General features: G+C 67.4%; 13 protein-coding genes. 9 read left to right on the top strand and 4 right to left on the bottom strand.

Annotated features, from left to right (window positions below; all coding sequences use genetic code 11):
- Window positions 1-132: 132 nt before the first annotated feature.
- The gene (locus DLM85_RS12725; protein WP_133257034.1) at window positions 133-6,912 is read right to left on the bottom strand and encodes a T9SS type A sorting domain-containing protein; all 6,780 of its coding nucleotides are present in this window, start codon (window positions 6,910-6,912) and stop codon (window positions 133-135) included.
- Window positions 6,913-7,291: 379 nt separating this feature from the next.
- Here DLM85_RS12725 and DLM85_RS12720 point away from each other — a divergent pair, with 379 nt between their 5' ends.
- From DLM85_RS12720 to DLM85_RS12685, 8 genes are all read left to right on the top strand, one after another.
- A complete protein-coding gene (locus DLM85_RS12720; RefSeq protein ID WP_111478475.1) occupies window positions 7,292-8,344 on the top strand; it encodes a glycosyltransferase family 9 protein in 1,053 nt (350 codons plus the stop codon).
- Between the two features lie 214 nt (window positions 8,345-8,558).
- On the top strand, window positions 8,559-9,806 hold the full coding sequence (locus DLM85_RS12715; RefSeq protein WP_111478474.1) for a M16 family metallopeptidase: 1,248 nt from the start codon (window positions 8,559-8,561) through the stop codon (window positions 9,804-9,806).
- A gap of 5 nt (window positions 9,807-9,811) precedes the next feature.
- Window positions 9,812-10,270 carry a YDG/SRA domain-containing protein gene (locus tag DLM85_RS12710; RefSeq protein WP_111478473.1) on the top strand — a complete coding sequence of 153 codons (459 nt, stop codon included), beginning with the start codon at window positions 9,812-9,814 and terminating at the stop codon, window positions 10,268-10,270.
- On the top strand, window positions 10,267-10,614 hold the full coding sequence (locus DLM85_RS12705) for a hypothetical protein (RefSeq protein ID WP_111478472.1): 348 nt from the start codon (window positions 10,267-10,269) through the stop codon (window positions 10,612-10,614). The genes DLM85_RS12710 and DLM85_RS12705 overlap by 4 nt, the downstream gene beginning before the upstream one ends.
- Before the next feature lie 175 nt (window positions 10,615-10,789).
- Window positions 10,790-11,452 (top strand): O-methyltransferase, encoded by a 663-nt coding sequence (locus tag DLM85_RS12700; protein WP_207891021.1) that lies wholly within the window; start codon window positions 10,790-10,792, stop codon window positions 11,450-11,452.
- A gap of 113 nt (window positions 11,453-11,565) precedes the next feature.
- Complete coding sequence (locus DLM85_RS12695; protein WP_111478471.1) at window positions 11,566-14,568, top strand: TonB-dependent receptor; 3,003 nt, start codon at window positions 11,566-11,568, stop codon at window positions 14,566-14,568.
- A gap of 325 nt (window positions 14,569-14,893) precedes the next feature.
- The gene (locus tag DLM85_RS12690) at window positions 14,894-17,236 is read left to right on the top strand and encodes a LysM peptidoglycan-binding domain-containing protein (protein ID WP_111478470.1); all 2,343 of its coding nucleotides are present in this window, start codon (window positions 14,894-14,896) and stop codon (window positions 17,234-17,236) included.
- A gap of 146 nt (window positions 17,237-17,382) precedes the next feature.
- On the top strand, window positions 17,383-18,600 hold the full coding sequence (locus DLM85_RS12685) for an NAD(P)/FAD-dependent oxidoreductase (RefSeq protein ID WP_111478469.1): 1,218 nt from the start codon (window positions 17,383-17,385) through the stop codon (window positions 18,598-18,600).
- Window positions 18,601-18,703: 103 nt separating this feature from the next.
- On the opposite strand, the gene DLM85_RS12680 is transcribed toward DLM85_RS12685, so the two are convergent.
- Window positions 18,704-19,771, bottom strand: a complete 1,068-nt coding sequence (locus tag DLM85_RS12680) for a fatty acid desaturase family protein (RefSeq protein WP_111478468.1) — start codon at window positions 19,769-19,771, stop codon at window positions 18,704-18,706.
- A 377-nt stretch (window positions 19,772-20,148) separates the two neighbouring features.
- Here DLM85_RS12680 and DLM85_RS12675 point away from each other — a divergent pair, with 377 nt between their 5' ends.
- The gene (locus DLM85_RS12675; protein WP_111478467.1) at window positions 20,149-20,631 is read left to right on the top strand and encodes a hypothetical protein; all 483 of its coding nucleotides are present in this window, start codon (window positions 20,149-20,151) and stop codon (window positions 20,629-20,631) included.
- A 7-nt stretch (window positions 20,632-20,638) separates the two neighbouring features.
- Here the strand turns inward: DLM85_RS12675 and DLM85_RS12670 are convergent, their stop codons facing one another.
- Both DLM85_RS12670 and DLM85_RS12665 read right to left on the bottom strand, forming a co-directional pair.
- Window positions 20,639-21,775, bottom strand: a complete 1,137-nt coding sequence (locus DLM85_RS12670) for a DUF4249 domain-containing protein (protein WP_111478466.1) — start codon at window positions 21,773-21,775, stop codon at window positions 20,639-20,641.
- A 172-nt stretch (window positions 21,776-21,947) separates the two neighbouring features.
- Window positions 21,948-23,096 (bottom strand): DUF4249 domain-containing protein, encoded by a 1,149-nt coding sequence (locus DLM85_RS12665; protein ID WP_111478465.1) that lies wholly within the window; start codon window positions 23,094-23,096, stop codon window positions 21,948-21,950.
- Between the last annotated feature and the right edge of the window lie 57 nt (window positions 23,097-23,153).

The raw sequence follows: 23,153 nt of genomic DNA, 5'->3' as shown, positions 1-23,153 counted from the left end.
CCGGCTGCAAGTTAGCCGGATTGGCTTACCCGAAAATCGGCCGCGCTACCGGCCGGCCCCAAACGCAACCGGGGGAGCGGCTGCTCCCCCGGTGCTCGTCTGCTGGGTTTCGGGCTGGTCGGCCGGGCCGCGCTACGGTACCACGGTCAGCTTCTGCACCACCACGCCCTTATCGGTGAACACCCGCACCACGTACAGGCCCGGCTGTGCGGGTGTGGGCAGCTCCACCGCCCCGCGCTGGCGCACGTCCTGCTCGTACACCAGCCGGCCCACGTCGTCGAGCAGCTGAATGCGGCGCAGCGTGGTGGGCGCGGCATTCAGGGCCTCAGCCGTCACCACGAAGTGCCGGCTCGCCGGGTTCGGGTAGATGCGCACGGCTTGCTGCTGCTGCGCCCGCGCCGCCGACAGCACCGTCAGCGTCGTCGAGCGGGCGGAGAAGCACTGGTTGGTGCCGCGCACGCGCACGGTGTAGGTGCCCGCCTGCGTGATGCGGATGGTGCGCGTGGCCACGGGCAGCACCACGTTGTTGACTTGCCACTCGTAGCTGGCCCCGACCACCGAGGAGCGCAACGAATCGAGCCCGACGCGCAGCACCTGCGGCGTGGCCGGCACGGCTTTCACCCGCACCGTTTTGGCCGCCACCTGCGTCTGGCCCGACACCGTGACGGTGTACACCAGCTCGTTGTCGCCGGGCAGCAGGGCGCTGGGCGTCACCAGGCCGGCGGCCGTCACGCCCCGGCCCGACCACGTGCCCCCGGCCGGGGCAAAGCCGGTGAGCTGGTAGGCGGCCGCGTTGGCGCAGATGGTATCGTTCAGGCCGGCCAGCACCTGCAGCTGCCCGATGTGGGTGGTGGCGTCGGGCTGGGCGGGCGCGGCTTCCTCGTTCAGGGCCGTGTCGCGCGCCACCGAGTAGAAGCGGTACGTGGAATCGACGCGCCCGGTGAAAATGGCCGAGGTCAGGCGCGTGTTGCGCAGCCAGGGCTGGTAGCTGCGCCCGTTTACGGAGTAGTAGACCGTGTAATCGGCCACGCCCGAGCCGGTGTCGCTGCCGCTCCAGTTCACGGCGAAGCTGCGGCTGATCTGCTGGGCGGGCAGGGCCTGCACGGCGCTGGCGGGCGCCACGTTGTCCACGCGGTTGGTCCAGGTAGGCGTGCAGATGACGGCGTTGTTGTCGAAGTAGATGCAGGCCTTGTTGCGGATGGCCGTGTGCGTGGTCAGGCCCGCCCGGGGCATGATGGTGAAAAACACGCCGCCTTCGCCCTCGGGCGCCGTCACGTTGGGCGGCAGAAAGCCGGCCAGCGGGTCCAGGGTCGGGCGCATGGTGGTCGGGTCGAGGGAGGTGAAGGTCCAGCTCAGGATGCCGCTGGTTTCGTTGAGCGCGGCCACCACGCGCACAATCAGGTCGTTGCCGGGCCGCAGGTCCACGTCGGCCGTGAAGTTGCGCAGACCGCGCGGCACCTCCACGCGGCGGTTGCCGAAGCTGATGTAGCCCAGCTGCAGCGAGGCCGGGTCCAGCTTGGTCACGTCGAGCGTGTCGATGACGCGCACCTCCTGGGCCGCCGCGCTGGCCGTGGCGTAGTTCTCAAACCGAATCAGGTAGCGGAACGGCACGCGGGTACTCACGTAGGGCGAGCCGCCCAGGCCGCTGCTGCCCAGCTTGTCGTTGGGGTCCATGGAAACCACCACCCGGGTTTGGTGTTTTACGGGGGGCGTCGGCGGGTTAAAAGCATCGTAGCAGGACTTGATGGTGCCGGCGTAACCCGACCCGCCGACCCCTGCCCCTACGCGCTTGTAGTTGCCGCTGGCAATGACTTTGAGGACGTCCCGGCCCGTTCTGATGGCATTGACGGCTGGCAAACAGCCCGCTACCACATTGATCAGGTCAAGCGAGATGGAGCCTACCGTCAAGCCCGGGTCGCCGGTAATAGCCGTTCGGACCAATCCTCGATAAGCAAAATCCATTGCTCCGATGGCACAGCCGACTCCCGGCGTATTGCTCCACACTACCCCGGCAATACCCGTTGCGACGCCGACGAAGCAGTCGATATGATCATTCGTAATCGCGTTTACCCCTGCAACGCCCCGGCTGCCCGCCTCACTTAAGGAGCTGTAAAGCGGCTCACCGACCCAAACCTGGCATTGCAAGGGTACCGTTGCCGGGGTGCCGCTGGTCCGAATCTTAAACGTAAACGTGCCCACCTCGCCGGGCCGAATCACGGGTATCATCAGTGGCATCAGCCGCGCACTGGTCGGCTCGTCATGAATGGAGTCCGTCAGGAACGACGTACCGACCGTGTCCCACGGAATACCCGTCGAAGACGGCCGGGCTACCGCCACATCCGATTCGAAGCTCACATTGGCGGGCACGGCTACCCACAACGGCACGCCCACGGCATTCACGTTGCCGTTGTTGCCGTACGCGACGGTGTACGTTTGCCACTGCCCCGGCCGGATGGCATTGAAGCCCATTATATCCGCCCAGGGAGCCGCCTTCCGACCCGCCTCCACGTTAAAAGCGTTTGTCAGTGTCATGGTCGTATCGCCTGGCACCGCTACCACTACGTTCCAGGCGCCAACGGCCAAACCCGTAAGATTAACCTTGGTGCGGAGCCGTATGCCATCGATAACCCCCACCAGCGAATCGGGCACTACCAGCGCGGGCTGGCCGGTGCGCGTCAGGCGCAGGGTGGTACCATCGGCAAAGCCGGACCCGATAACATCCACCGCCACGTCGCCGATATTGCCCCCCTGGTTCGGCGTGATGCCGTCGACGCGCGGGCGGAAGTAGTTGCGCGGGAAGCTGTAGCGTACGTAGGGGCCGGTTTGCTGCCCATCAACGATGGAAAAGGAGCCGCCCATATACACCCCGCTGCGGTTGTCGATGTAGATGGTCTGCACCGTGCTGTTGAAGCTGGGGTACCAGTCGTTGTTGAGGCCGGTATTGGCGTTGAGCGAGGCGAAGTTGCGCACCGTCTGCCCGCCGGCGGCCGTGAAGCTGCCGCCGATGAAGACGAAGTTGTTTTTGACCTCGATGTCGTTGATGGTGCCGTTGGCCCCCGGGTTCCAGGGCATCACCGCCCCGGTCGTTTTGCTGACCACGCCCACGTTCTGCCGGTTGGTGGTGCCGATACGCGTGAAGGAGCCGGCCAGGTATACCTGCCGGGCTGTCACGTGCAGATCCTGCACGGTGCCGTTGGGGTTGGGGTTCCAGGGCAGCGTGGCGCCCGTGGCGCTGGCCAGGGCGGCCACGCTGCGCCGGGCCTGTCCGCCCACGTTCGTGAAGTTGCCGCAGATGTACACCACGTTGTCGCTTTCGCTGATTTTCAGCACCCGCCCGTCGGGGTTGGGCGTCCAGGCCAGCGCGGTGCCCGTGCCGGTGGTGCCCACGGCCGCCAGGTTGTTGCGCGTCTGGCCGCCGGCCTGGGTGAAGCTGCCGCCCACGTACACCCGGGTGCCGCTCAGCAGCAGGGCCGCGACTTCGCCGTTGGGGCCGGGGTTCCAGGTAGAAGCGGCCCCGCTGGTTTTGTTGAGCGCGGCCAGGTTACTGCGCGGCTGTCCGCCGATCTGGCTGTAGCTGCCCCCCACGAAAATGGCGCTAGCTGTGGTCAGCAGGGTGTTGATGCGGCCGTTGGGCGCCGGGTCCCAGCCGCTTACCAGGCCCGAAACCAGGTCCACCGCAAAGAGGTTGCTGCGGTTTTCCGCCTTCAGAAAGACGAAGGAGCCGCCCATGAGCACGCCACTGCTGGTCGCGGCCAGGTGGTGCACCGTGCTGCTGGCCCGCGGGTTCCAGCTGGTGGGCGTGCCCGTGCCGGCGGTGCTCAGCGCCGCGGCGTAGTTGCGGTCCAGTCCGCCGATCTGGGTAAACGAGCCGCCCGCGTAGATGGTCGTGCCGTCCAGGGCCAGGGTCTCGATGCTCCCGTTGGGGGCCGGGTTCCAGGCCGTGGCCAGCGCGGTCGTTTTGTCGACGGCGGCCAGGCGCGTGCGCTGCTGCCCGCCGATGCTGGAAAACGAGCCGCCCACGTACACGCTCGTGCCGCCCGTGGCCAGGGCCGTCACCGTGCTGTTGGGCCCCGGGTTCCAGCTCGTCACCGTGCCGTCGGCCGCGCCCAGCGCCGCCGCGTAGCTGCGCCCCACGCTGTGCAGCAGGCTGAAGCTGCCCCCGATCAGCGTTTCTGAAGTGGAGCGGCTTAGCACCTGCACCGGGCCGTTGGGTTCGGGCAGCCAGCTGGTGGGCGTGCCCGTGCCGGTGGTGCCCAGCCCGGCCGCGTAGCGCCGCGCCTGCCCGCCGATCTGGGTGAACGAGCCGCCCGCGTAGATGGTCGTGCCGTCCAGGGCCAGGGTCTCCACCGCCCCGTTGGGCGCCGGGTTCCAGGCCGTGGCCAGCGCGGTCGTTTTGTCGACGGCGGCCAGGCGCGTGCGCTGCTGCCCGCCGATGCTGGAAAACGAGCCGCCCACGTACACGCTCGTGCCGCCCGTGGCCAGGGCCGTCACCGTGCTGTTGGGCCCCGGGTTCCAGCTTGTCACCGTGCCGTCGGCCGCGCCCAGCGCCGCCGCGTAGCTGCGCCCCACGCTGTGCAGCAGGCTGAAGCTGCCCCCGATCAGGCGGCCGTTGCCGTTACGGGCAAGCAGGTAAACGGGGCCATTGGGCTCGGGCAGCCAGCTGGTGGGCGTGCCCGTGCCGGCGGTGCCCAGCCCGGCCGCGTAGCGCCGCGCCTGCCCGCCGATCTGGGTGAACGAGCCGCCCGCGTAGATGGTCGTGCCGTCCGGAACCAGGGTTTCCACCGCCCCGTTGGGGGCCGGGTTCCAGGCCGTGGCCAGCGCGGTCGTTTTGTCGACGGCGGCCAGGCGCGTGCGCTGCTGCCCGCCGATGCTGGAAAACGAGCCGCCCACGTACAGCGTGTTGCCATCGAGGGCCAGGCACTGCACCGTGCTGTTGACCGACGCATTAAAGCTGCCCACGGCGTTGGTGCCGGTGTTGAGCGTGGCCAGGAACTGCCGCGTCACCGTCCCGATCTGGCTGAACGAGCCGCCCACGTACAGCGTGGTGCCGTCGAGCAGCAGGGTGTTGCCGGTGCTGTTCAGCTCCGGAACGCCCGTCACGCTGGCGCCCGTGGTTTTGTGCAGGGCCCCCAGTCCCCGCTGGGCCAGGCCGTTGAGCTGCGAAAAGCTCCCCGCCAGGTAAAGGGAATTGCCGGTCAGCGCCAGCGCGTGCACCGTGCCGTTGGTGGTCGGGCTCCAGGTGGCCACGGCCAGGCCGGTGCCCGCGGCCACCGCCGCCAGGTTTTGCCGCGCCAGCCCGCCGATATTGGAAAACGAGCCGCCCGCGTACAGCGTGCTGCCGTCCAGCAGCAGCGTTTGCACCGCCCCGTTCGGGTTGGCCACGAAAGCCGGGTCCAGGGTCAGATCGGCGCGCACATGGACCAGGTTATTCCACTGCTGGGCGCCGCTGCTCCACGTGAAGGAGCCGCCCACGTACCAGCCGTCGGCGCCGTCGGGCTCGGCGCAGTACACGGTGCCGGTATAGCGGCCGAGCCCGTTGGCCGGCGTATCGGTGGAGCCGGGCAGCCAGCCGAGGGCGCCGGTGAAGTAGCCGGTTTCGGAAAAGGAGCCGCCCAGGTAGAGCGTGTTGCCGTCCAGGGCCAGGGCCTGCACCGTGCTGTTGGGCCCGACGGTGTGGGCCGCCGCCCCGCTGGCTTTGTCCAGCTGCGCGTAGTAGCGCTGGGGCTGGCCGCCGGCCTGCGTGAAGCTGCCGCCGGCGTGCAGCCGCGGCCCGTCCAGGCGCAGGGCCTGCACCGTGCTGTTGGCCCCCGGGTTCCAGTTCGTGGCCAGGCCCGTGCCCGCCGCCACCGCCGCCAGGTTTTGCCGCGCCAGCCCGCCCGCGTTGGCGAAGCTCCCGCCCACGTACACCGTCGTCCCGTCCACCGCCACCGTATTCACCGCCCCGTCCGGGTTGGGCGCAAAAGCCGCGTCGAGCGTGCGGCTGGCCGTCAGGTGCACCAGGTTGCGCAGCGTCAGGGTGCCGCTGGTGATGGAAAACGAGCCGCCCACGTACCAGCCGCCCGCCCCGTCGGGCTCGGCGCAGTACACCGTGCCCGACAGCCGCGGCACGGTGTTGTCGGGGATGCTGGTCGTGCCGGGCAGCCAGCCGAGGGCGCCGGTGAAGTAGCCGGTTTCGGAAAAGGAGCCGCCCAGGTAGAGCGTGTTGCCGTCCAGGGCCAGGGCCTGCACCGTGCTGTTGGGCCCGACGGTGTGGGCCGCCGCCCCGCTGGCTTTGTCCAGCTGCGCGTAGTAGCGCTGGGGCTGGCCGCCGGCCTGCGTGAAGCTGCCGCCGGCGTGCAGCCGCGGCCCGTCCAGGCGCAGGGCCTGCACCGTGCTGTTGGCCCCCGGGTTCCAGTTCGTGGCCAGGCCCGTGCCCGCCGCCACCGCCGCCAGGTTTTGCCGCGCCAGCCCGCCCGCGTTGGCGAAGCTCCCGCCCACGTACACCGTCGTCCCGTCCACCGCCACCGTATTCACCGCCCCGTCCGGATTCGGGCGGAAGGCCAGGTCCAGCGCGTGGTTGCTGCGCACGTGCACCAGGTTGCGCAGCGTCAGGGTGCCGCTGGTGATGGAAAACGAGCCGCCCGCGTACCAGCCGCCCGCCCCGTCGGGCTCGGCGCAGTACACCGTGCCCGACAGCCGCGGCAGCGAGGCCACCGGAAAGCCGCCGGTGCGGTCGACGAAGGCCGCTGCGCCCGTCTGGTAGCCGGCCTGGCTGAACGAGCCGCCCACGTACAGCGTGTTGCCGTCGCGGGCCACGGCCTGCACCGTGCCGTTGGTGGTAATGCCAATCGAATCAAGCTGCTGGCTTTGGGCGCTTCGGCACACGCAAAGGCACCCCAACAGCAGCAGCAAATAGGGCAGAGGTCGTCTCATAGGACTGGGTTGAAATGAGCGGAAAAAGAAAGCCATGCCCAACAGCAGCGCGGCCCCGCGCACGTGAGGCCGCGCTGCTGTTGGCAGCACCAGGAGGGTGCTTGTTGTCGGATAAATACTCGGGCGCCCCCGCCGACGAGGCCGCTCGAAGCGGGCCCGGGCAGCGTTTAGCGCCTGCGCTGGCTGCGCAAGGCCCTTGCAGCAGATGACCCACAAGTATCAGTGTTCGATCAGGAATTACAATACCCTTTTCCGGGTATTATTATAAATAATATAACAATATTTAAATAGTTACAAAGCTGTCGGCAACCGCGCGGGGGGCCTCTTTATCAATATGGCGGGCCGGTAAACTTATCTTTGCGTCCCGCTCCGCTCGTTCATGCCCCAGTCCCTTCCTACCGCGCCCATCCTGCTGATCCAGACTGCCTTCATCGGCGACGTTATCCTGGCCACTGCCCTGCTGGAGCGCCTGCACCAGACCGAGCCCGCCACGCCGGTGGACGTGCTGGTGCGCCGCGGCAACGAGGGGCTGCTGCAGGGCCACCCGCACGTGCGCCGGGTGCTGATCTGGGACAAGAAGGCGGGCAAGTACAGCGGCCTCTGGCGCCTGCTGCAGCAAATTCGCGCCACCGGCTACGGCCGCGTGTATAACCTGCAGCGCTTCGCCTCCACCGGCCTGCTGACGGCCTTTTCCGCCGCCCCCGAGCGCGTGGGCTTCGATAAGAACCCGCTGAGCCGGGCTTTCACGCGCCGGGTGCCGCACGGCTTCGCGCCGGGCCTGCACGAGGTGGGGCGCAACCTGGCTTTGCTGGAGCCCCAGCCCGAAGGCCCGCTCACCCGCCCCCGCCTCTACCCCACCCCCGCCGACGAGGCGGCGGCCGCGCAGGCCGCGCGCGACGCGGCGGGCGGGCCCTACATCTGCATCGCGCCCACCTCGGTGTGGTTTACCAAGCAGTTTCCGCGCGAGCAGTGGGTGAAGCTGCTGCACGCCCTGCCGGCGCACTACACCGTATTCCTGCTCGGCGGCCCGCCCGATACGGCCGAATGCGAGGCGCTGCTGCAGCAGGCCCGGCGGCCGGGCGTGGTCAACCTCAGCGGCCAACTCTCCCTGCTGGCCTCGGCAGCCTTGATGCGCGGGGCGGTGCTGAACTTCGTCAACGATTCGGCGCCCATGCACCTGGCTTCGGCGGTGGATGCGCCCACCTGCGCCGTGTTCTGCTCCACGGTGCCCTACTTCGGCTTCGGGCCGCTCAGCTCGTTTTCCCGCATCGTGGAGCTGCCCGAGGAACTGGAGTGCCGCCCCTGCGGGCTGCACGGCTACCGCAACTGCCCGCTCGGCCATTTCCACTGCGCCCACGGCATCCGCACCAGCCAGCTGCTGCTGGCCCTGGCCGAGGCCGAAAAGTGGGCCGTGCAGGCGGCCGGGCGCTAGCACTGAACCCGGCGGGTCAGATGACAGTCGGCAGCACAAGCCAGCGGGGTGAACCGCTGGCTCAACTTCCGATTGGCCAAACCGTTGATGGGGCTTGCGGGTTATCTTTGCACCCTTTGCGCGGCGGGCCCGGACGGCCGCCGCGTTTCCCTTCTTTTGCTGACTTCGAACGCGTTGGCGGCCCGCCCGGGCGCCCCGCGTTGTTGCCCCTAGTATGCTCGACTACGATTTTCACGAATACCCCAACGGCATCCGGCTGCTGCACAAGCAGGTGCCCCACACCAAAGTGGCCCATTGCGGCTTCCTGCTCGACATCGGCTCGCGCGACGAGCGGCCCGAGCAGTACGGGCTGGCGCACTTCTGGGAGCATATGGCCTTCAAAGGCACCGAAAAGCGCCGCTCCATCCACATCCTGAACCGGCTGGAAACCGTGGGCGGCGAGCTGAACGCCTACACCACCAAGGAGAAAATCTGCTTTTATGCCTCGCTGCTAAGCTCCCACTTCGAGCGGGCCTTCGAATTGCTGACCGATCTGACCTTTCATTCCACCTTCCCGGCCAAGGAAATCGAGAAGGAGCGCGGGGTGATTCTGGAGGAAATGGCCATGTACGTCGACGCGCCCGAGGACGCTATTATTGATGATTTCGACGCGGTGGTGTTCGGGGACCATGCCCTGGGCCACAACATTCTGGGCACCCGGGAAAGCGTGTCGGGCTTCGGGCAGGCCGATTTCTTTCAGTTCCTGAAGGAAAACCTGCGCACCGACCAACTGGTGTTCAGCTCGGTGAGCAACCTGCCCTTCGCCCAGGTGAAGCGCCTGGCCGACAAGTACCTGGCCCCGCTGCCAGCCCAGCTGGGGGCGCGCACGCGGCAGCCGTTCGGGGCCTACCAGGCCCGGCAGCAGACGGAGGCGCGGCCCATCACCCAGGCTCACAGCCTGATCGGCTGCCCGGCCTACGCGCTGACGGATGCGCGCCGCCTGCCCTTCTTCATGCTCACCAACATTCTGGGCGGCCCGGGCATGAACTCGCGCCTGAACCTGGCCGTGCGCGAGAAGTACGGCTTCGTCTACAGCATCGACGCCAACTACGCGCCCTACACCGACACGGGGCTGTTCGGCATCTATTTCGCCACCGAAAAGGCCCGCCTGGAGCGCACCACCCAGCTGGTGCTCAAGGAACTGCGCCTGCTGCGCGAAAAGGCCCTCACGACCTCCCAGCTGCACATTGCCAAAGAGCAGCTGATGGGTCAGCTGGCCATGGCCGAGGAAAGCAACGGCGGCATGATGCAGCTGCTGGGCAAGAGCACCCTCGACCTGGGCCGGGTGGAGTCCTTGAACGAAATCTTCGAGCAGATCCGGGCCGTGACGGCCCCGCAGCTGCAGGAGCTGGCCAACGAGGTCTTCGCCGAGGACAACCTGAGCACCCTGCAGTACGTGCCCGAAACCGGTAAGCGCCGCTAGCTGTCGTGGCCGTGCCCGTTTTCGGCCACGTGGGCTCTTTCCGGCCGGGCGACGCGTTTCGCTCCCGGCTGGAGCTGCGCCTGAGCGGCATGCACCGCCCGGTGCGGGCGGGCATTGCCGGCTCGCAGCACACCGGGGCCGAAAGCATTGTATTGTCGCAGGTGTACGAGGACGACGTGTTCACGGAGGACGAAATCCTCTACACCGGCCAGGGCGGGCGCGACCCAAAAACCGGCCGCCAGACCACCGACCAGACGCTCAACGACCGGAACCTGGCCCTGCTCAAAAGCCAGGAAACCGGCCAGCCGGTGCGCGTGCTGCGCAAAGTCCTTGACGAAACAAGCGGGGAGCTGGTGTTTCGCTACGAGGGACTGTACCGCGTGGTCGGGCACGCGTTCGAAACCGGCCGTTCCGGCTTCGGCGTGTGGAAATTTCGCTTGGTTCCCGCGCAATTACTCGCATGAAATACTTGAACGCGCTGTTCGTAGCCATGCACCGGCGGCAGCCGCTTAATCCGTACCGCAGCATCGGTGTGCTTTCGCTAATGCTGTTTCTGAACCTGCTTGCTGCTGTGTTACTGCTGCCCTGCGCCTGGGGGCATTTTACCCTCCATCGCCTTGTCTTTCTGAGCTTCTACCTAGGGCCGTTCGCGCTGCTGACGTACCGCTACCGCTGGAGCGGCTCGTTTTTCTACCTCGACAAGACTGACCTGCCGGCGGCAACCCTTTGGCACGTGTGGGGGTACTTCCTGCTTTCTGCCCTGCTGGTTTTCTCCGCCGGCGCACTCGGCCAACGACTGGGCTGCTGACACCCCCAACGGCACCGCCGTGCGCCGGCCAACCAGACCAGCCGGGCAGGCGCTAACCAGCACAGCACAGGAGAGCAAGCCGGCGGCGGCCGTCAATCTTTAGACTGCCGCTCGTCAGGAACGACAAACCGGGTTGCCGCCTGCCTCTCCTACCCCTAAATCGTCCACGCAATCCGTGCAATCCGATAACAATCCGCGGGAATCCGTGGTCCAGCAGTACGCCGACGCGCACACCTCGCCCGAGCCCGCGCTGCTCGGCCAGCTCGTGCGCGAAACTCACCTGCAGACGCTGATGCCGCGCATGCTCTCGGGCCACTTCCAGGGCCGGCTGCTGAGCATGCTCAGCCACATGATCCGGCCCCGGCGGGTGCTGGAGCTGGGCACTTTTACCGGCTATTCGGCCCTGTGCCTGGCCGAAGGGCTGGCCGACGGCGGCGAGCTGCACACCGTGGAGCAAAACCCTGAGCTGCGCAGCCGGGTGGAGCGCTACGTGCAGCAGGCCGGGCTGACGGGCCGCGTGCACCTGCACATCGGCGACGCGGAGCAGATCATTCCGGCGCTCGGGGAAACCTGGGATTTGGTGTTCATCGATGCCGACAAAATCCGCAACCGGGTGTACTACGAGCTGGTGCTGCCGCAGCTGCGCCCGGGCGGCTTCGTGCTCATCGACAACGTGCTGTGGAGCGGCAAGGCCCTGCCCGACTACCCGCTGAAACCGGCCGACAAGGACGCCCACGCCGTGCGCGCCTTCAACGACTTCGTGCAGCAGGACGCACGGGTGGAAAACGTGCTCTTGCCCTTGCGCGACGGGCTCTTGCTGGTGCGTAAGTGTAACTAGATCAGCCAGCTATTAAAACCAGCTTAAAAAATTCACCCTGCGTATACGACTCCCGGTTAAACAACCGCGTCGTTGGCCGGTCCAAGGCCCCACGGGGGCTTCGCTTTGTTGATATGAAACACGCTTTAGGGTTACTTTTTCCGCTGGTGGTAGTCACGGCTCCGGCCCTGGCGCAAACGGTGCCGGTCTCGGGCCGGGTGCTCGATGCCAAGGACCAGGCGCCGCTGATCGGGGCCAACGTGCTGCTCACGCGCCTGGCGGCCGACTCGGCCCGCACCGGCGCGGCCGTGGAGCCGACCGGCGCCTTCAACGTGCCGGCCGTGGAGCCGGGGCGCTACCGCCTCACGGTGTCGTTTCTGGGCTACCAGACCATCAAGCGGGCCGTCACCGTGAGCGGGCAGCCCGTGGACCTGGGCACCCTGGCCCTGACGGCCGGCGGCGTGACGCTGAAGGGCGTGGAAGTAACCGGGCGGGCCGCGGCGGCCATTCAGAAGGGCGACACGGCCCAGTACGACGCGCGCGCCTTCAAAACCAACCCCGACGCCAACGCTCAGGACCTCATCACCAAGATGCCGGGCGTGACGGTGGACCCGAGCACCGGCAAGGTGCAGGCCCAGGGCGAGCAGGTGCAGCGCGTGCTGGTCGACGGCAAGGAGTTCTTCGGCAACGACCCCGACGCGGTGCTCAAAAACCTGCCGGCCGAGGCCATCGACAAGATTCAGGTGTACGACCGGGCCTCGGACCAGGCGCAGTTCAGCGGCTTCGACGACGGCAACCAGCAGAAAACCATCAACATCGTGACGCGCCCGCAGTACCGCAACGGGCAGTTTGGGCGGGTGCTGGCCGGCGTGGGCCAGGGCGGCGACAACCAGACGCGCTACCGCGCCTCGGGCAACCTGAACTCCTTCCGCGGCAAGCAGCGCTTCTCCATCATCGCGCAGACCAACAACGTGAACGAGCAGAACTTCGGCACCGACGACCTGCTGGGCGTGGTGGGCAGCTCGGCGCGCGGCGGGGGCGGCGGCCGCAACGGCGGCGGGGGCAACCCGGGCGGCGGGGGCGGCAACAACGCCTCGGGCAACTTCCTGGTGGGCCAGAGCGGCGGTATTTCCAATACCAACGCCGTGGGCCTGAACTACTCCGACAGCTGGGGCAAGAAAACCGAGGTGCAGGCCAGCTACTTCTTCAACCGCAGCACCAATACGCTCAACAGCAGCACCAACCGCCGCTTCACGGCGCAGGATTCGCTGGGCCAGGCCCTGCGCTACCAGGAAGGCTCGCTCACGCGCAGCACCAACACCAACAACCGGGTGAACCTGCGTTTGGAGCACAAATTCGACTCGCTGAACTCGGTGCTGTGGCAGCCGCGGCTGTCGATGCAGAGCAACAACAGCACCAACCACCTCGACGGGGCCACCTACCGTGGGCAGCCCAACTCGGAAAACATCGGGATACTGCGCAGCAGCAACCTGAGCGACTACAAATCCAAGAACGACGGCATCAACTTCGGCCAGAGCCTGCTGTATCGGCACCGCTTCCACAAGCGCGGACGCACCTTCTCGCTGGGGCTGAACATGGGCTACAACACCCGCGACGCGGAAAACTTCCTCAACTCCGTCAACGACGACTACACCCGCTCGACTACTCCGGGCGTGCCCAGCACCTCGCGCACCGACCAGTACTCGGACCTGACGCAGGCGGGCTGGCAGTGGAGCGCCAACGCCAACTACACCGAGCCGCTGAGCCCGAAAAGCCAGCTGCAACTGACCTACAACGCCAACTACACGCCCAACGACTCGGACAAGAAGACCTACAACCTCAACGGCCCGACCGGGGAGTACACCGTCTTCAACCCGGCGCTGAGCAACGTGTTTACCAGCCGCTACCTGACCAACGCGGGCGGCATCAGCTACCGCTTCAACAACAAGGAGCTGCAGTGGTCGGTGGGCGCGCAGGTGCAGCACGCGCAGCTGCGCAACGACCAGGAGTTTCCGCTCTCGACGAGCACGCGGCGCAGCTTCCTGACGGTGCTGCCCAACGCGCAGGCCCGCTACAACTTCTCGCGCCAGCAGAACCTGCGCCTGAACTACCAGATGCGGACCCAGGCGCCGAGCATCAGCCAGCTGCAGGAAGTGGTGAACAACTCCAACCCGCTGCAGATTACGACCGGCAACCCCAACCTGCGCCAGGAAAACACGCACAACCTGTTCGTGCGCTATTCCTCGGCCAACGTGGAGAAGTCGACTTCGTTTTTCGCCTTGATTGGCGGCTCGTACACCAGCAACAACATCACCAACAGCACCCGCATCTTCAGCTCGCCCACGCCCTACCGCGGCGTCATCGTGCCGGCCGGCGGGCAAGTGACCGAGCCGATCAACCTCGACGGGCAGTACTCGCTGCGCACCTTCGGCAACTACACTTTGCCGCTGACCTTCGTAAAATCCAACCTGAACCTGAACGCCAACGCGAACTTCGCGCAGACGCCGGGCCTGGTTTCCATCAACCGCGACGCGGGCCAGCAGCTCAACTACAGCCGCACGCCCAGCTTCGGCTTCGGGGCGGTGCTCAGCTCCAACATCAGCCCCAACCTGGACTTCACGCTCTCGTCGAACTCCAGCCAGACCTTTGTGCGCAACACGGCCCAGACCACGGCTGACCGGGAGTACTTCCGCCAGAACACCAACCTGCGCTTCAGCTGGATTGTGGTGAAGGGCCTGACGGTGCAGTCGGACGTGGCGCACGTGGCCTACACCGGCCTCTCGGCGGGCTACAACCAGAGCTACGTGCTGTGGAACGCCTCGGTGGGCAAAAAGCTGTTTGCCCGCCAGCAGGGCGAAATCAAGCTGTTCGCCTTCGACATCCTGAAGCAGAACAACAGCATTCAGACCAACTCGACGGCCGCCTACGTGGAGGACGTGCGCACCAACATCCTGACGCGCTACGTGATGCTGATGTTTACCTACAACATCCGCAACTTCCCCGGCAACAAGGGCGGCACGCCCGACCTGGACCAGCCCCAGCAGCGCGAACGGGGCAACTTCCCCGGCGGCCGGCCGGGCGGTTTTCCGGGCGGCGGCCCCGGCCCCGGCGGCCCTCCCGGCGGCGGCCCGTACTAGCTTCTGCGTTCCGAACCGGGCCGGCTCCTCAGCCGGCCCGGTTTTTTGTTCCGCCGGCGCGCCGATTTTCTCGGGCGCGCTGGCGCTGAGCGGTCGGCTTGCTCCACCTCCGCCGCGGTCTTCGGCCCGGGGATGCGGCCATTGTAAGGTCCGTGCGGGGCGCCGCTGGCCGGGCCCCGGCGCCGCCGATTCGTCTTTTTACGGGCCGGCGGCTTGATTTTCAGCCCGATCAGGGCCCGGCGCCGCGTTTTTTTCGCCTACTTTGTAGGCTGAGGGGTCGGCGGCGGCGCAGTGCCGGGCTGGCCCCGCCCGTTTTTGCCTGCTTATGAAACGACTGCTGCCCGTTTTGCTCGTGGCCTTGCCGCTCGTGGCCCCCGCCCAGCGCAAGGCGGCCACGACGCCCGCTGCTGCCGCCGCCCCGGCCTCCCTGCCCCCTTTGCCCGTTCCCGCCGAAGTACAGTTTGCCGGGCTGCGCCTGCGCCTCTCCGACGGCGGCCGCGCCGCCGTGCAGCAGAAGGTGGACGCGCTGCGCCGCCACCCGGCCTCCTACCAGCAGCGCGTGGCCGCCGCCGACGCGGCCTTTCCCATCATCGAGCGCGTGTTTCAGGAAGAAGGCGTGCCGCTGGATTTCCGCTTTCTCTGCATCCAGGAAAGCGGCCTGCAGGGCGACGCGCAGAGCATCCACGACGCCATCGGCTACTGGCAGTTCAAGCGCGATGCCGCCACCGACTTCGGCCTGGAAGTCAGCGACGACGTGGACGAGCGGAAGCACCTGGTGGCGGCCACCCACGGGGCGGCCAAGTACCTGCTGCGCAGCCAGCGCATGTACCAGAACTGGCTGCACACGCTGCTGAGCTACAACCTCGGCCCCGGCGGCGTGAAGCCCTACACCCTGCCCACCGACGCCCGCGCGACGGAAATGCAGATTACGGAGCAGACGCACCCGTACGTGCTCACGTTCCTGGCCCACAAGCTGGCCTACGAGCCGGCCATCGGCACGAACCCGCGCCCGGCCATGCGGCTGCGCGAGTACCCCGCCATTACCGGGCAGCCGCTGGCGGTGCTGGCCCAGGCCATTCAGACCAACCCCGCCGAGCTGGCCCGGCACAACCGCTGGCTGCTGGGGTCGGCCGTGCCCGCCACCGGCAAAAACTACACTGCCTTGGTGCCCGTGACGGACTCCTTGCAACTGCTGGCCATGTCGGTGCAGCAGCGGCAGACGGCCACCAAGCTCGTCACCGCGCCCCAGACCGACGCCCGCAACGCCGCCTACGTGACGGTGAACGGGCTGCGCGCCGTGGTGGCCCTGCCCGGCGAAACCAAGGAAGACCTGGCCCGCCGCGCCGGGGTGAAGCTGCGCAAGTTCATGCAGTTCAACGACCTGATGCCCTTCGACAACGTGGTGGCCGGGCAGCCCTACTTCACCCAGAAAAAGCGCGACAAGGCCGACGTGGAGTACCACGTGACCCAGCCCGGCGAATCGGTGGTGACCGTGTCGCAGAAGTACGGGCTGCGCGCCCGGGCCATCCGGAGCAAAAACCGCATGGCCGGCAATGAGCCCCTGCAGCCCGGCCGCGTGCTCTGGCTGCAGCACACCCGCCCGCGCGCCGTGGCCGTGGAGTACGTGCAGGATAAGACCGGGGCCGTAGCCGCCGCCATGGAGCGCCCCACCGGCACGCCAGCCCCGACGCCGACGCCCGCTCCGCCCGCCAAGCGTAAGCCCGCCGACGCGGAAGTGTACACCGGCCGCACGGCCGCCGCCCAGCGCGTCATCGACGACGCCCCGGAGGCCGGCCAGGACAGCTCGCGGGTGGGTGGCCTATTCGGCAAGCTGCAGCGCCGCGCCGACGCCGTGGCCGACGAGCCCGCCGATACCACCGCCGACGTGGCCGTGGAAACCATCAACGAAGTGGCGGCCGCCACGCCGGCAGCGGCGGCCCCGGTGCCCGCCCCGACGGCCAAGCCCGACCGCACGCTGTACGGCGGCCAGGCCGACGCGCAGGCCAAGCTGCCGACCTCGGCTCCGCTGGCCGACGAGCCCGCCGCCACCGCTGCGGACGAAGAGCCGGCTCCGGTAGCGCCCAAGCCCGCGGCCAAAGCGCCCGTGAAGCCCGCGCCCCAGCCGGCAGCAGCGGCTCCGGCGCCTGCGGCAGCCAAACCCACCACTAGCGCCACGACACCTGCACCGAAGCCGGCGGCTCCGCACCCGGCCCCCGCCGACCCTTCGATGACGCCGGGCGCCGGGTGGCCCGTACCGGCCGACGGCCGGCACACGGTGCAGCCCAAGGAAACGCTCTACGCCGTGGCCCGCCGCTACAACCTGCGCCCGGCCGACCTGATTCAGTGGAACGCGCTGCCGCCCAACCCCTCGCTGCAGCTGGGCCAGGTGCTGCGCCTGACGCCCCCGCCCACCGGCGCGGCCCCGGCTGCTGCAACCAAACCGGCAGCCCCGGCCCCGGCCAAACCCGCGGCTCCGGCTACGGCCAAACCGGTTAGCCCGGCCACGGCCGCCGGCGCCGTCAAGCACACCGTGGCCGCGGGCGAAACGATGTACAGCATCTCGCGCAAGTACGGCGTGAAGCCCGAGCAGCTTATGCAGTGGAACGGCAAAACCGACCCGGCCGTGCGCCTGGGCGAAGTGCTGACGGTGCAGCCCGCCGCCAAGTAACCCAGGGCCTTCAATGCCCAAGGCCGTCCTCCGGGGCGGCCTTTTTTGTTTGGCCGCCGCCCGGCCCCGGTCAACGGCCGGGCCGGCTTCGTCGTAGGAAAAGCCAGCGGCGGTGCCACAACCGCCCGTTTACGCATCTTATCCACATGATTCTGACTACCGGCCAGCCGTTCTGGCTTACCGAGCAAGGCCTTGTGCGTTACCCTACGCTAACCGACGACCTGAGCTGCGACGTGGTCATCATCGGCGGCGGCATCACCGGGGCGTTTCTGGGCTACTACCTCACCCGCGCCGGGTTGCGCGCCGTGGTGCTCGAGGGCCGCTACGTGGGCGGCGGCAGCACCTCGGCCAGCACCGCCATGTGCCAGTACGAGTTGGACGTGGACCTCATCGACCTGCGCGACAAGCTCGGCACCAGCCGGGCCAACGACGCCTACCTGGCCAACGTGTACGCCGTGCACGAGCTGGGCCGCCTTTGCCGGGAAGAGCTGCCCGACAGCTGCCGCTTCGAAGACTGCCGGAGCTTTTACCTGGCCAGCCGCGAGCGGGACGCGGCCCACCTGGCCGACGAAGGCGAAGCCCGCCGCGGCATCGGCATCGACGTGGAATACCTGGAGCGCGCCGAGCTGCTGCGCCGCTACCACCTGCAGGCCGCAGCCGCCCTGCGCTCCGGCGACACCGCCCAGGTCGACCCGTACCGGCTCACGCACACGCTCTTGGCCGAGGCCATCAAACAGGGTCTGCGGGTATTTGAGCGCAGCCCGGTGCAGCACTGCGCCGCCGAGGCCGACGGCCAGGCGGTAACCGTGCACGCCGGGGAGCGGCGCGTGCGGGCCCGGCACGTGGTGGTGTGTACCGGCTACGAAGCCGACAACCTGGTGCCGCGGGACCTGGTGAACCTGCACTCCACCTACGTGGTCATCAGCCAGCCGGGCGAAATGGCTACGCTGCCCACCGGCACCGCCCAGATCTGGGAAACGGCCCGCCCCTACCTCTACACCCGCACCACCGCCGACGGCCGCATCATGGTGGGCGGCCGCGACGAAGTGGTGAAAAACGCCACCTTCCAAAACACGGTGCTGGAGCATAAGGTCGAGAAGCTCGAAAAGCAGTTTCAGGACCTTTTCGACCAGCCCACCCCCTTCACCCGCGACTTTGTGTGGGCCGGCGTCTACGGCGAAACCGACGACGGGCTGCCCTACATCGGCCCGCACCACGACTTTCCGCGCACCTATTTTGCCCTCGGCTACGGCGGCAACGGCACCACTTACAGCCTGCTGGCCGCCGAAATCATCCGCGACGCCCTCACCGGCCGCCGCCACCGCTACCACGACACCTTCGCCTTTGACCGGGTAGGTGGCTGAGGCCCGCCCCGGCACGAAAAAAGGCAGCCCCGGCGGGGCTGCCTTTTTTCGTGCCGGGATTGGTTTGCTCCCGAAGCCGGGGGCAGAGCTGGCGGCTGTTTGCTTAAGCGGCCACCAGTTCCGGCTGCCGCTTCTCGATGCGGCGGGTGCGGCTCTTCAGCAGCTGAATGACTTCCGCCTCCGACTGGTACCGTTCGCCCAGGTTAACGAAGTGCTTGGCCATCAGATCATAGCGTTTCAGCATCAGCCAGGCAAACACGTGCAGGAAGTGGATGCCGTCGAAGACGATGGCGTCGTTCTGAATGTACTTGGGCAGGTCTTTCTGGAAGGCGGCCGGGTGCTCGGTCCAGTGGCGCGCCGGCCGGATGTGGTGGCTGGCGTGGTAGCCGTCGTTCCAGCACTTGTGGTTGTACTTGGTGTTGAGGCAGGTGATGCTGTTGGTGTAATCGTTGCCGGGGTCGTTGCCGTCGATGAAGGCATGCTGGGTCCAGTTGCCGAGCATCATGATGACGCGCGAAATCAGGAAGGGCAGCACGAACACCACCAGCGTCGCCTGCCAGTTGACCAGCCACAGGCCCACGCACAGCAGGGCGTAGAGGATTTCGCCGCGCATGGAGCGGAACAGCAGCTTCATCTTGCGCTTCTTGATGAAGTAGTGCGCCAGGTGAAAGATGCCCACCGTGATGAACGTGCCCAAGTAGTGCAAAAAGCCCCGCAGCGAGTCGCGCTGGTAGTGCATAGTGGAGCTTTTGTCTTCCTCCTGGTTGTTCTCGGCGTGGTGCATGCCCAGGTGGTGGGCGTAGTAGGTTTCCGGAGTCTGCCCGAAAAACGGCCCGATAACCCAGGGCAGGTAGTGGTTCAGAAATCCGTATTCCTTCTTGAAAAAAGCGCGGTGGCTGGTGCAGTGCAGCATCAGCCCGAACGGCCCCTTGAAGGTGATGTTGTTCAGAAACAGGTAGGCCACGGCCGCCGGCCACCAAGCCCAGCCGGGCAGGCCCGGCACGAACAGCAGCGCCGCCAGCGGCAGCAGCGTGGCCGTGATTTGCAGCGTAAGAACCAGGAAGGGCAGGTCGCGCTTATCCTGGATCAGGCCCACCAGCCGTTGATTGAAGGCGGAACGCTGGACCGGCTCCCGGTAGGTCGGGTCCGTAAGGGCAGTGAACGATTTCATAGGCTGGATTCGGACGCATCAGCGAGCCGGCATCAGAAAAATATGAGCTGACGGGGAAATGCATCGGATTCGCAGCCGGAAAAAGACCGACGAAGTGCGGACGGGAGCAGACGACAACCCGGCCAGATGCCGGCGCCGGGCGGCTAAGCCGTCGGCACCTTGCGCACAAGGTACGCGTTTTAAGCCGGGCCGGGCCGGCAGGCTCCACCGCTGCGGCGCCCGACTGGCCAACGCCGCCCCCCGCCTTTTCGTGCGGACCGGGCCATATATTACCGGCCGAACGGGCGTTGCCGCCGAGCCGGCCGGCGCCGCCCCCGGTGTCCGCCGGCCCCCGCCACTCGTATCGGCTAGTTCACCTGCCGCCCACTGCCTGCGTTATGATCCGTTTTCCGTTTGTGCTAAGTCTGCTGCTCGCCGCCGCGCCGCTGGGCGCCCAGACCCCGGCGCCGGTTGCCCGGCAGCTGCCCCTCAGCCCGGCGCTGCGCCCCTTCGACGCCCACCTCACCCAGTATTACGCCGACTTCAACCAGCGCCTGCGCGACATCTACTTCGCGCCCAGCGACGCCCGCGCCATTACGCTGCTGAGCACCGCCACCGAGGAGTTCGGGGCGCGGCGCCGCGGCCTGCGTCAGCAGCTGCAGCAGCTGCGCGCCACCCTGGGCCCGGCCGAGCGGCAGGCCCTGGCCGCGCGGCTGCAAAGCCCGGACTGGACCCGCCCCCAACAAACGATTCTGAGCAGCCCGGCCGCCGCCAAGCTGGCCGACCGGCTGCGGCGTAACCCGGCCCTGGAAACGGCCTTTCAGCGCTTCACCGCAGCCCGGCTGGCCGAGCTGGAGCCTGCGGCCGCGGCCCCGCGGTAAGCCGTGCTTACCAGAAGCTTGGGCGCACGTTGGTGCCGCGCGTGCGGCAGTCCACGCAGGCCGGCGTGGAGGACAGCCAGGAGCCACCGCCCAGGGCATCGACGGGGATAAAATTACCGTCGCGAAAATGATCCAGGGGTAGCGGCCGCCCCGATAGCGGGTCCGGAATGGTGTCGTAGTTGGTGCAGTTGTCGTAGGGCGTCACCGCCGTCCAGCCCTGCGGCAACTGGTTGCGGGCCACAAAAATCCGCTTTTCCGTCACCGACTGCGCCCCGACGAACCCGATGACGGGCTCCTCGGCATTGCTGAGGCACCGCACGTTGCCGGTCAGCTGCGAGGGCATGGGGCCGAACACGGTGCCCAGCTGCTCGGTGTTCTTGTTCAGCAGCTCCCAGTAAGTGCTTTCCTCCTCGGTCTGCGCGTACTGACGCACCAAGATGCTGTAGCGGTAGCGCAGCCGCTCCTCGCTGGGGCCCAGCAGCAGCAGCGGGGCCTCCCGCAGCACGTCGTGGGCCAGGCGCTTGGTGTTGCCCAGCTGCATGGCCGTGGCTTTCTCGGTGCGCCAGCACCGGTAAATGTCGCTGGTGCGTACGTCCAGGCGGTTGTTGCGGTACTCGTAGAGCGCGGGGCGGGCCGAGGTGAACTCCCAGGTTTCCTCGTAGTCCCAGCGGTAGAAGCGCGTCTGGTCGGTGGCGTCGTGGGCGTTGACGTACAGCTGCAGCCCGCGCGCATCGGCCCGCCACGTCACCGAATCGATGGGCGGCGTCTGCTTGGCGGTGGTGTAGTCGGAGGCGTACTCCCGCGGGCCGGCGGTTTTGATGTAGAGCCGCACGCGGCGCCCCGCGCCCAGGCGCAGGTTGGCCGAGGTGTAGGTGCCGGCCGCGCCCTCGGTAAGCGGGTAGCGCGCCCCGCCTTCCTCCTCGATGGTCACCGTGGCCCGGGTTTCGGCCGGCACGGGCTTGTTGCTGTCGAGGGCGGTGGTGCGCGAGAGGCGGATGCTGGTAACGCCGTTCGTGTTGATGAATCCGTCGACCACCAGGTAGTTGACGGGCTTGCTGATGGCCTCTGGCTTGTACGATTCGACGCAGCCGGCGGTGGCGGCCCACAGCCCGCCGCAGATAATAAGCTTATTCCAGAAGTTCATTGGTATCGGCAAGTTAAGGGGGGCCCGCCACCAGTCGGCTGGCCCACAGGCATAAGAGCGGGACCATAGCCCCCAGGTTGGCTGGCGGTCGGGGCCAACCGCACCCAAAGGTAAACCGGTGGCCGCTTGCGCATCACCACGGCCGCTTACATAATCATGTCAGCCGCCGGGCCTAGCGCCAGAAGCTCGGCCGGGCGTTGTTGCCCCGCTTGCGGCAGTCCAGGCAGTCCACTGTGGAATAGTAGTACTCGTCCGCCGTCAGGTTGTAGCTGATCGGCACCATCATGCCAAAAGAGAAGGACCGGATGATTTCCTCCAGCGTAGGCTCGGGAAACACCTTGGGCTTGGGAATGGTGTCGAGCGGGCAGCCCTCGTAGCCGCTGACCAGGGGCCAGCCGGCGGGCAGGTCGTTGCGGTCGATAAAGCGGCGCTGCTCCGTCATCGACTGCGCCCCCACCCAGCCCAGCACCTGCTCGGCCGGGTCGCTGAGGCTGCGCACGTTGCCGGTCAGCTGCGAGGGCAGGGGGTCGAAGAGCGTGCCCAGCTGCTCGGTGTTCTTGCGCAGCAATTCCCAGTAGGCGTACTCCTCCGGCGTGACGGCGTACTGCCGCACCAGCACGCTGTACTTGATGAAGAGCTTGGGCGAGGTGTCCAGCAGCACCGTCAGCGGCTGCTCGGCCACCACGTTGCGGCTCAGGCGCAGGGTGTTGCCCAGCACGATGGTCGAGGGCAATTCCGAGCCCCAGCAGCGGTAGATGTTGTCGGTGCGCGGCACCAGCGCGTTGTTGCGGTACATCAGCTGCGACTCGAAGCGCGAGGTAAACTCCCAGGTTTCCTCGTAGCTCCAGCGGAAGTGGCGGGCCTGGTCCAGCGCGTCGTGCGTGTTCACGTACAGGCGCAGCTTGCCCTCCCCGGCCCGAAACGAAATCGAGTCGATGGGCGGGGTAACCAGCGCGCGGGAGTAGTCGGAGGCGTACTCGCGGCGCCCGGCCGTGGTCAGGTGCAGGCGCACGGGCCGGCCCGGGGTGAGCTGCAGCGGCGCCGAGGCGTAAGTGCCCGCGGCGCCCTCCGTCAGCGGGTAACGCCGCCCGCCTTCTTCCTCAATGAACACCACCGCCCGGGTTTCGGGCGGCGGTCCGCCCTTGGTGGTGAGGGTCTGCGCCCGGGAGAGCTTGATGGTCGTCACCCCGCTGGTGTTGATGAAGCCATCCACCACCAGCAGGTTTATCTCGCGGTTGTCCACCTTCGGGTCGTAGGGCTCGATGCAGCCGGCCAGCAGCGCCAGGCAGGCGTACCACGTGATTTTCAGCAGCTTGTTCATGTCGAAAACGATTTACCTCTGACCCGGTCAGCTCAACGAATAGTAACGTATTGAATC

The sequence above is a fragment of the Hymenobacter edaphi genome (assembly GCF_003258365.1).
Taxonomy (GTDB): Bacteria; Bacteroidota; Bacteroidia; order Cytophagales; family Hymenobacteraceae; genus Solirubrum; species Solirubrum edaphi.
Note: the sequence above shows the minus strand (reverse complement) of the source record. Positions and strands in the feature narration are given on the sequence as shown.

Bases quoted from the DNA above. Each gene is read 5' to 3' on its own strand.
- DLM85_RS12725 (WP_133257034.1), bottom strand. From the start codon at position 6,912: ATGAGACGACCTCTGCCCTATTTGCTGCTGCTGTTGGGGTGCCTTTGC.
- DLM85_RS12720 (WP_111478475.1), top strand. From the start codon at position 7,292: ATGCCCCAGTCCCTTCCTACCGCGCCCATCCTGCTGATCCAGACTGCC.
- DLM85_RS12715 (WP_111478474.1), top strand. From the start codon at position 8,559: ATGCTCGACTACGATTTTCACGAATACCCCAACGGCATCCGGCTGCTG.
- DLM85_RS12705 (WP_111478472.1), top strand. From the start codon at position 10,267: ATGAAATACTTGAACGCGCTGTTCGTAGCCATGCACCGGCGGCAGCCG.
- DLM85_RS12695 (WP_111478471.1), top strand. From the start codon at position 11,566: ATGAAACACGCTTTAGGGTTACTTTTTCCGCTGGTGGTAGTCACGGCT.
- DLM85_RS12690 (WP_111478470.1), top strand. From the start codon at position 14,894: ATGAAACGACTGCTGCCCGTTTTGCTCGTGGCCTTGCCGCTCGTGGCC.
- DLM85_RS12685 (WP_111478469.1), top strand. From the start codon at position 17,383: ATGATTCTGACTACCGGCCAGCCGTTCTGGCTTACCGAGCAAGGCCTT.
- DLM85_RS12680 (WP_111478468.1), bottom strand. From the start codon at position 19,771: ATGAAATCGTTCACTGCCCTTACGGACCCGACCTACCGGGAGCCGGTC.
- DLM85_RS12675 (WP_111478467.1), top strand. From the start codon at position 20,149: ATGATCCGTTTTCCGTTTGTGCTAAGTCTGCTGCTCGCCGCCGCGCCG.
- DLM85_RS12670 (WP_111478466.1), bottom strand. From the start codon at position 21,775: ATGAACTTCTGGAATAAGCTTATTATCTGCGGCGGGCTGTGGGCCGCC.
- DLM85_RS12665 (WP_111478465.1), bottom strand. From the start codon at position 23,096: ATGAACAAGCTGCTGAAAATCACGTGGTACGCCTGCCTGGCGCTGCTG.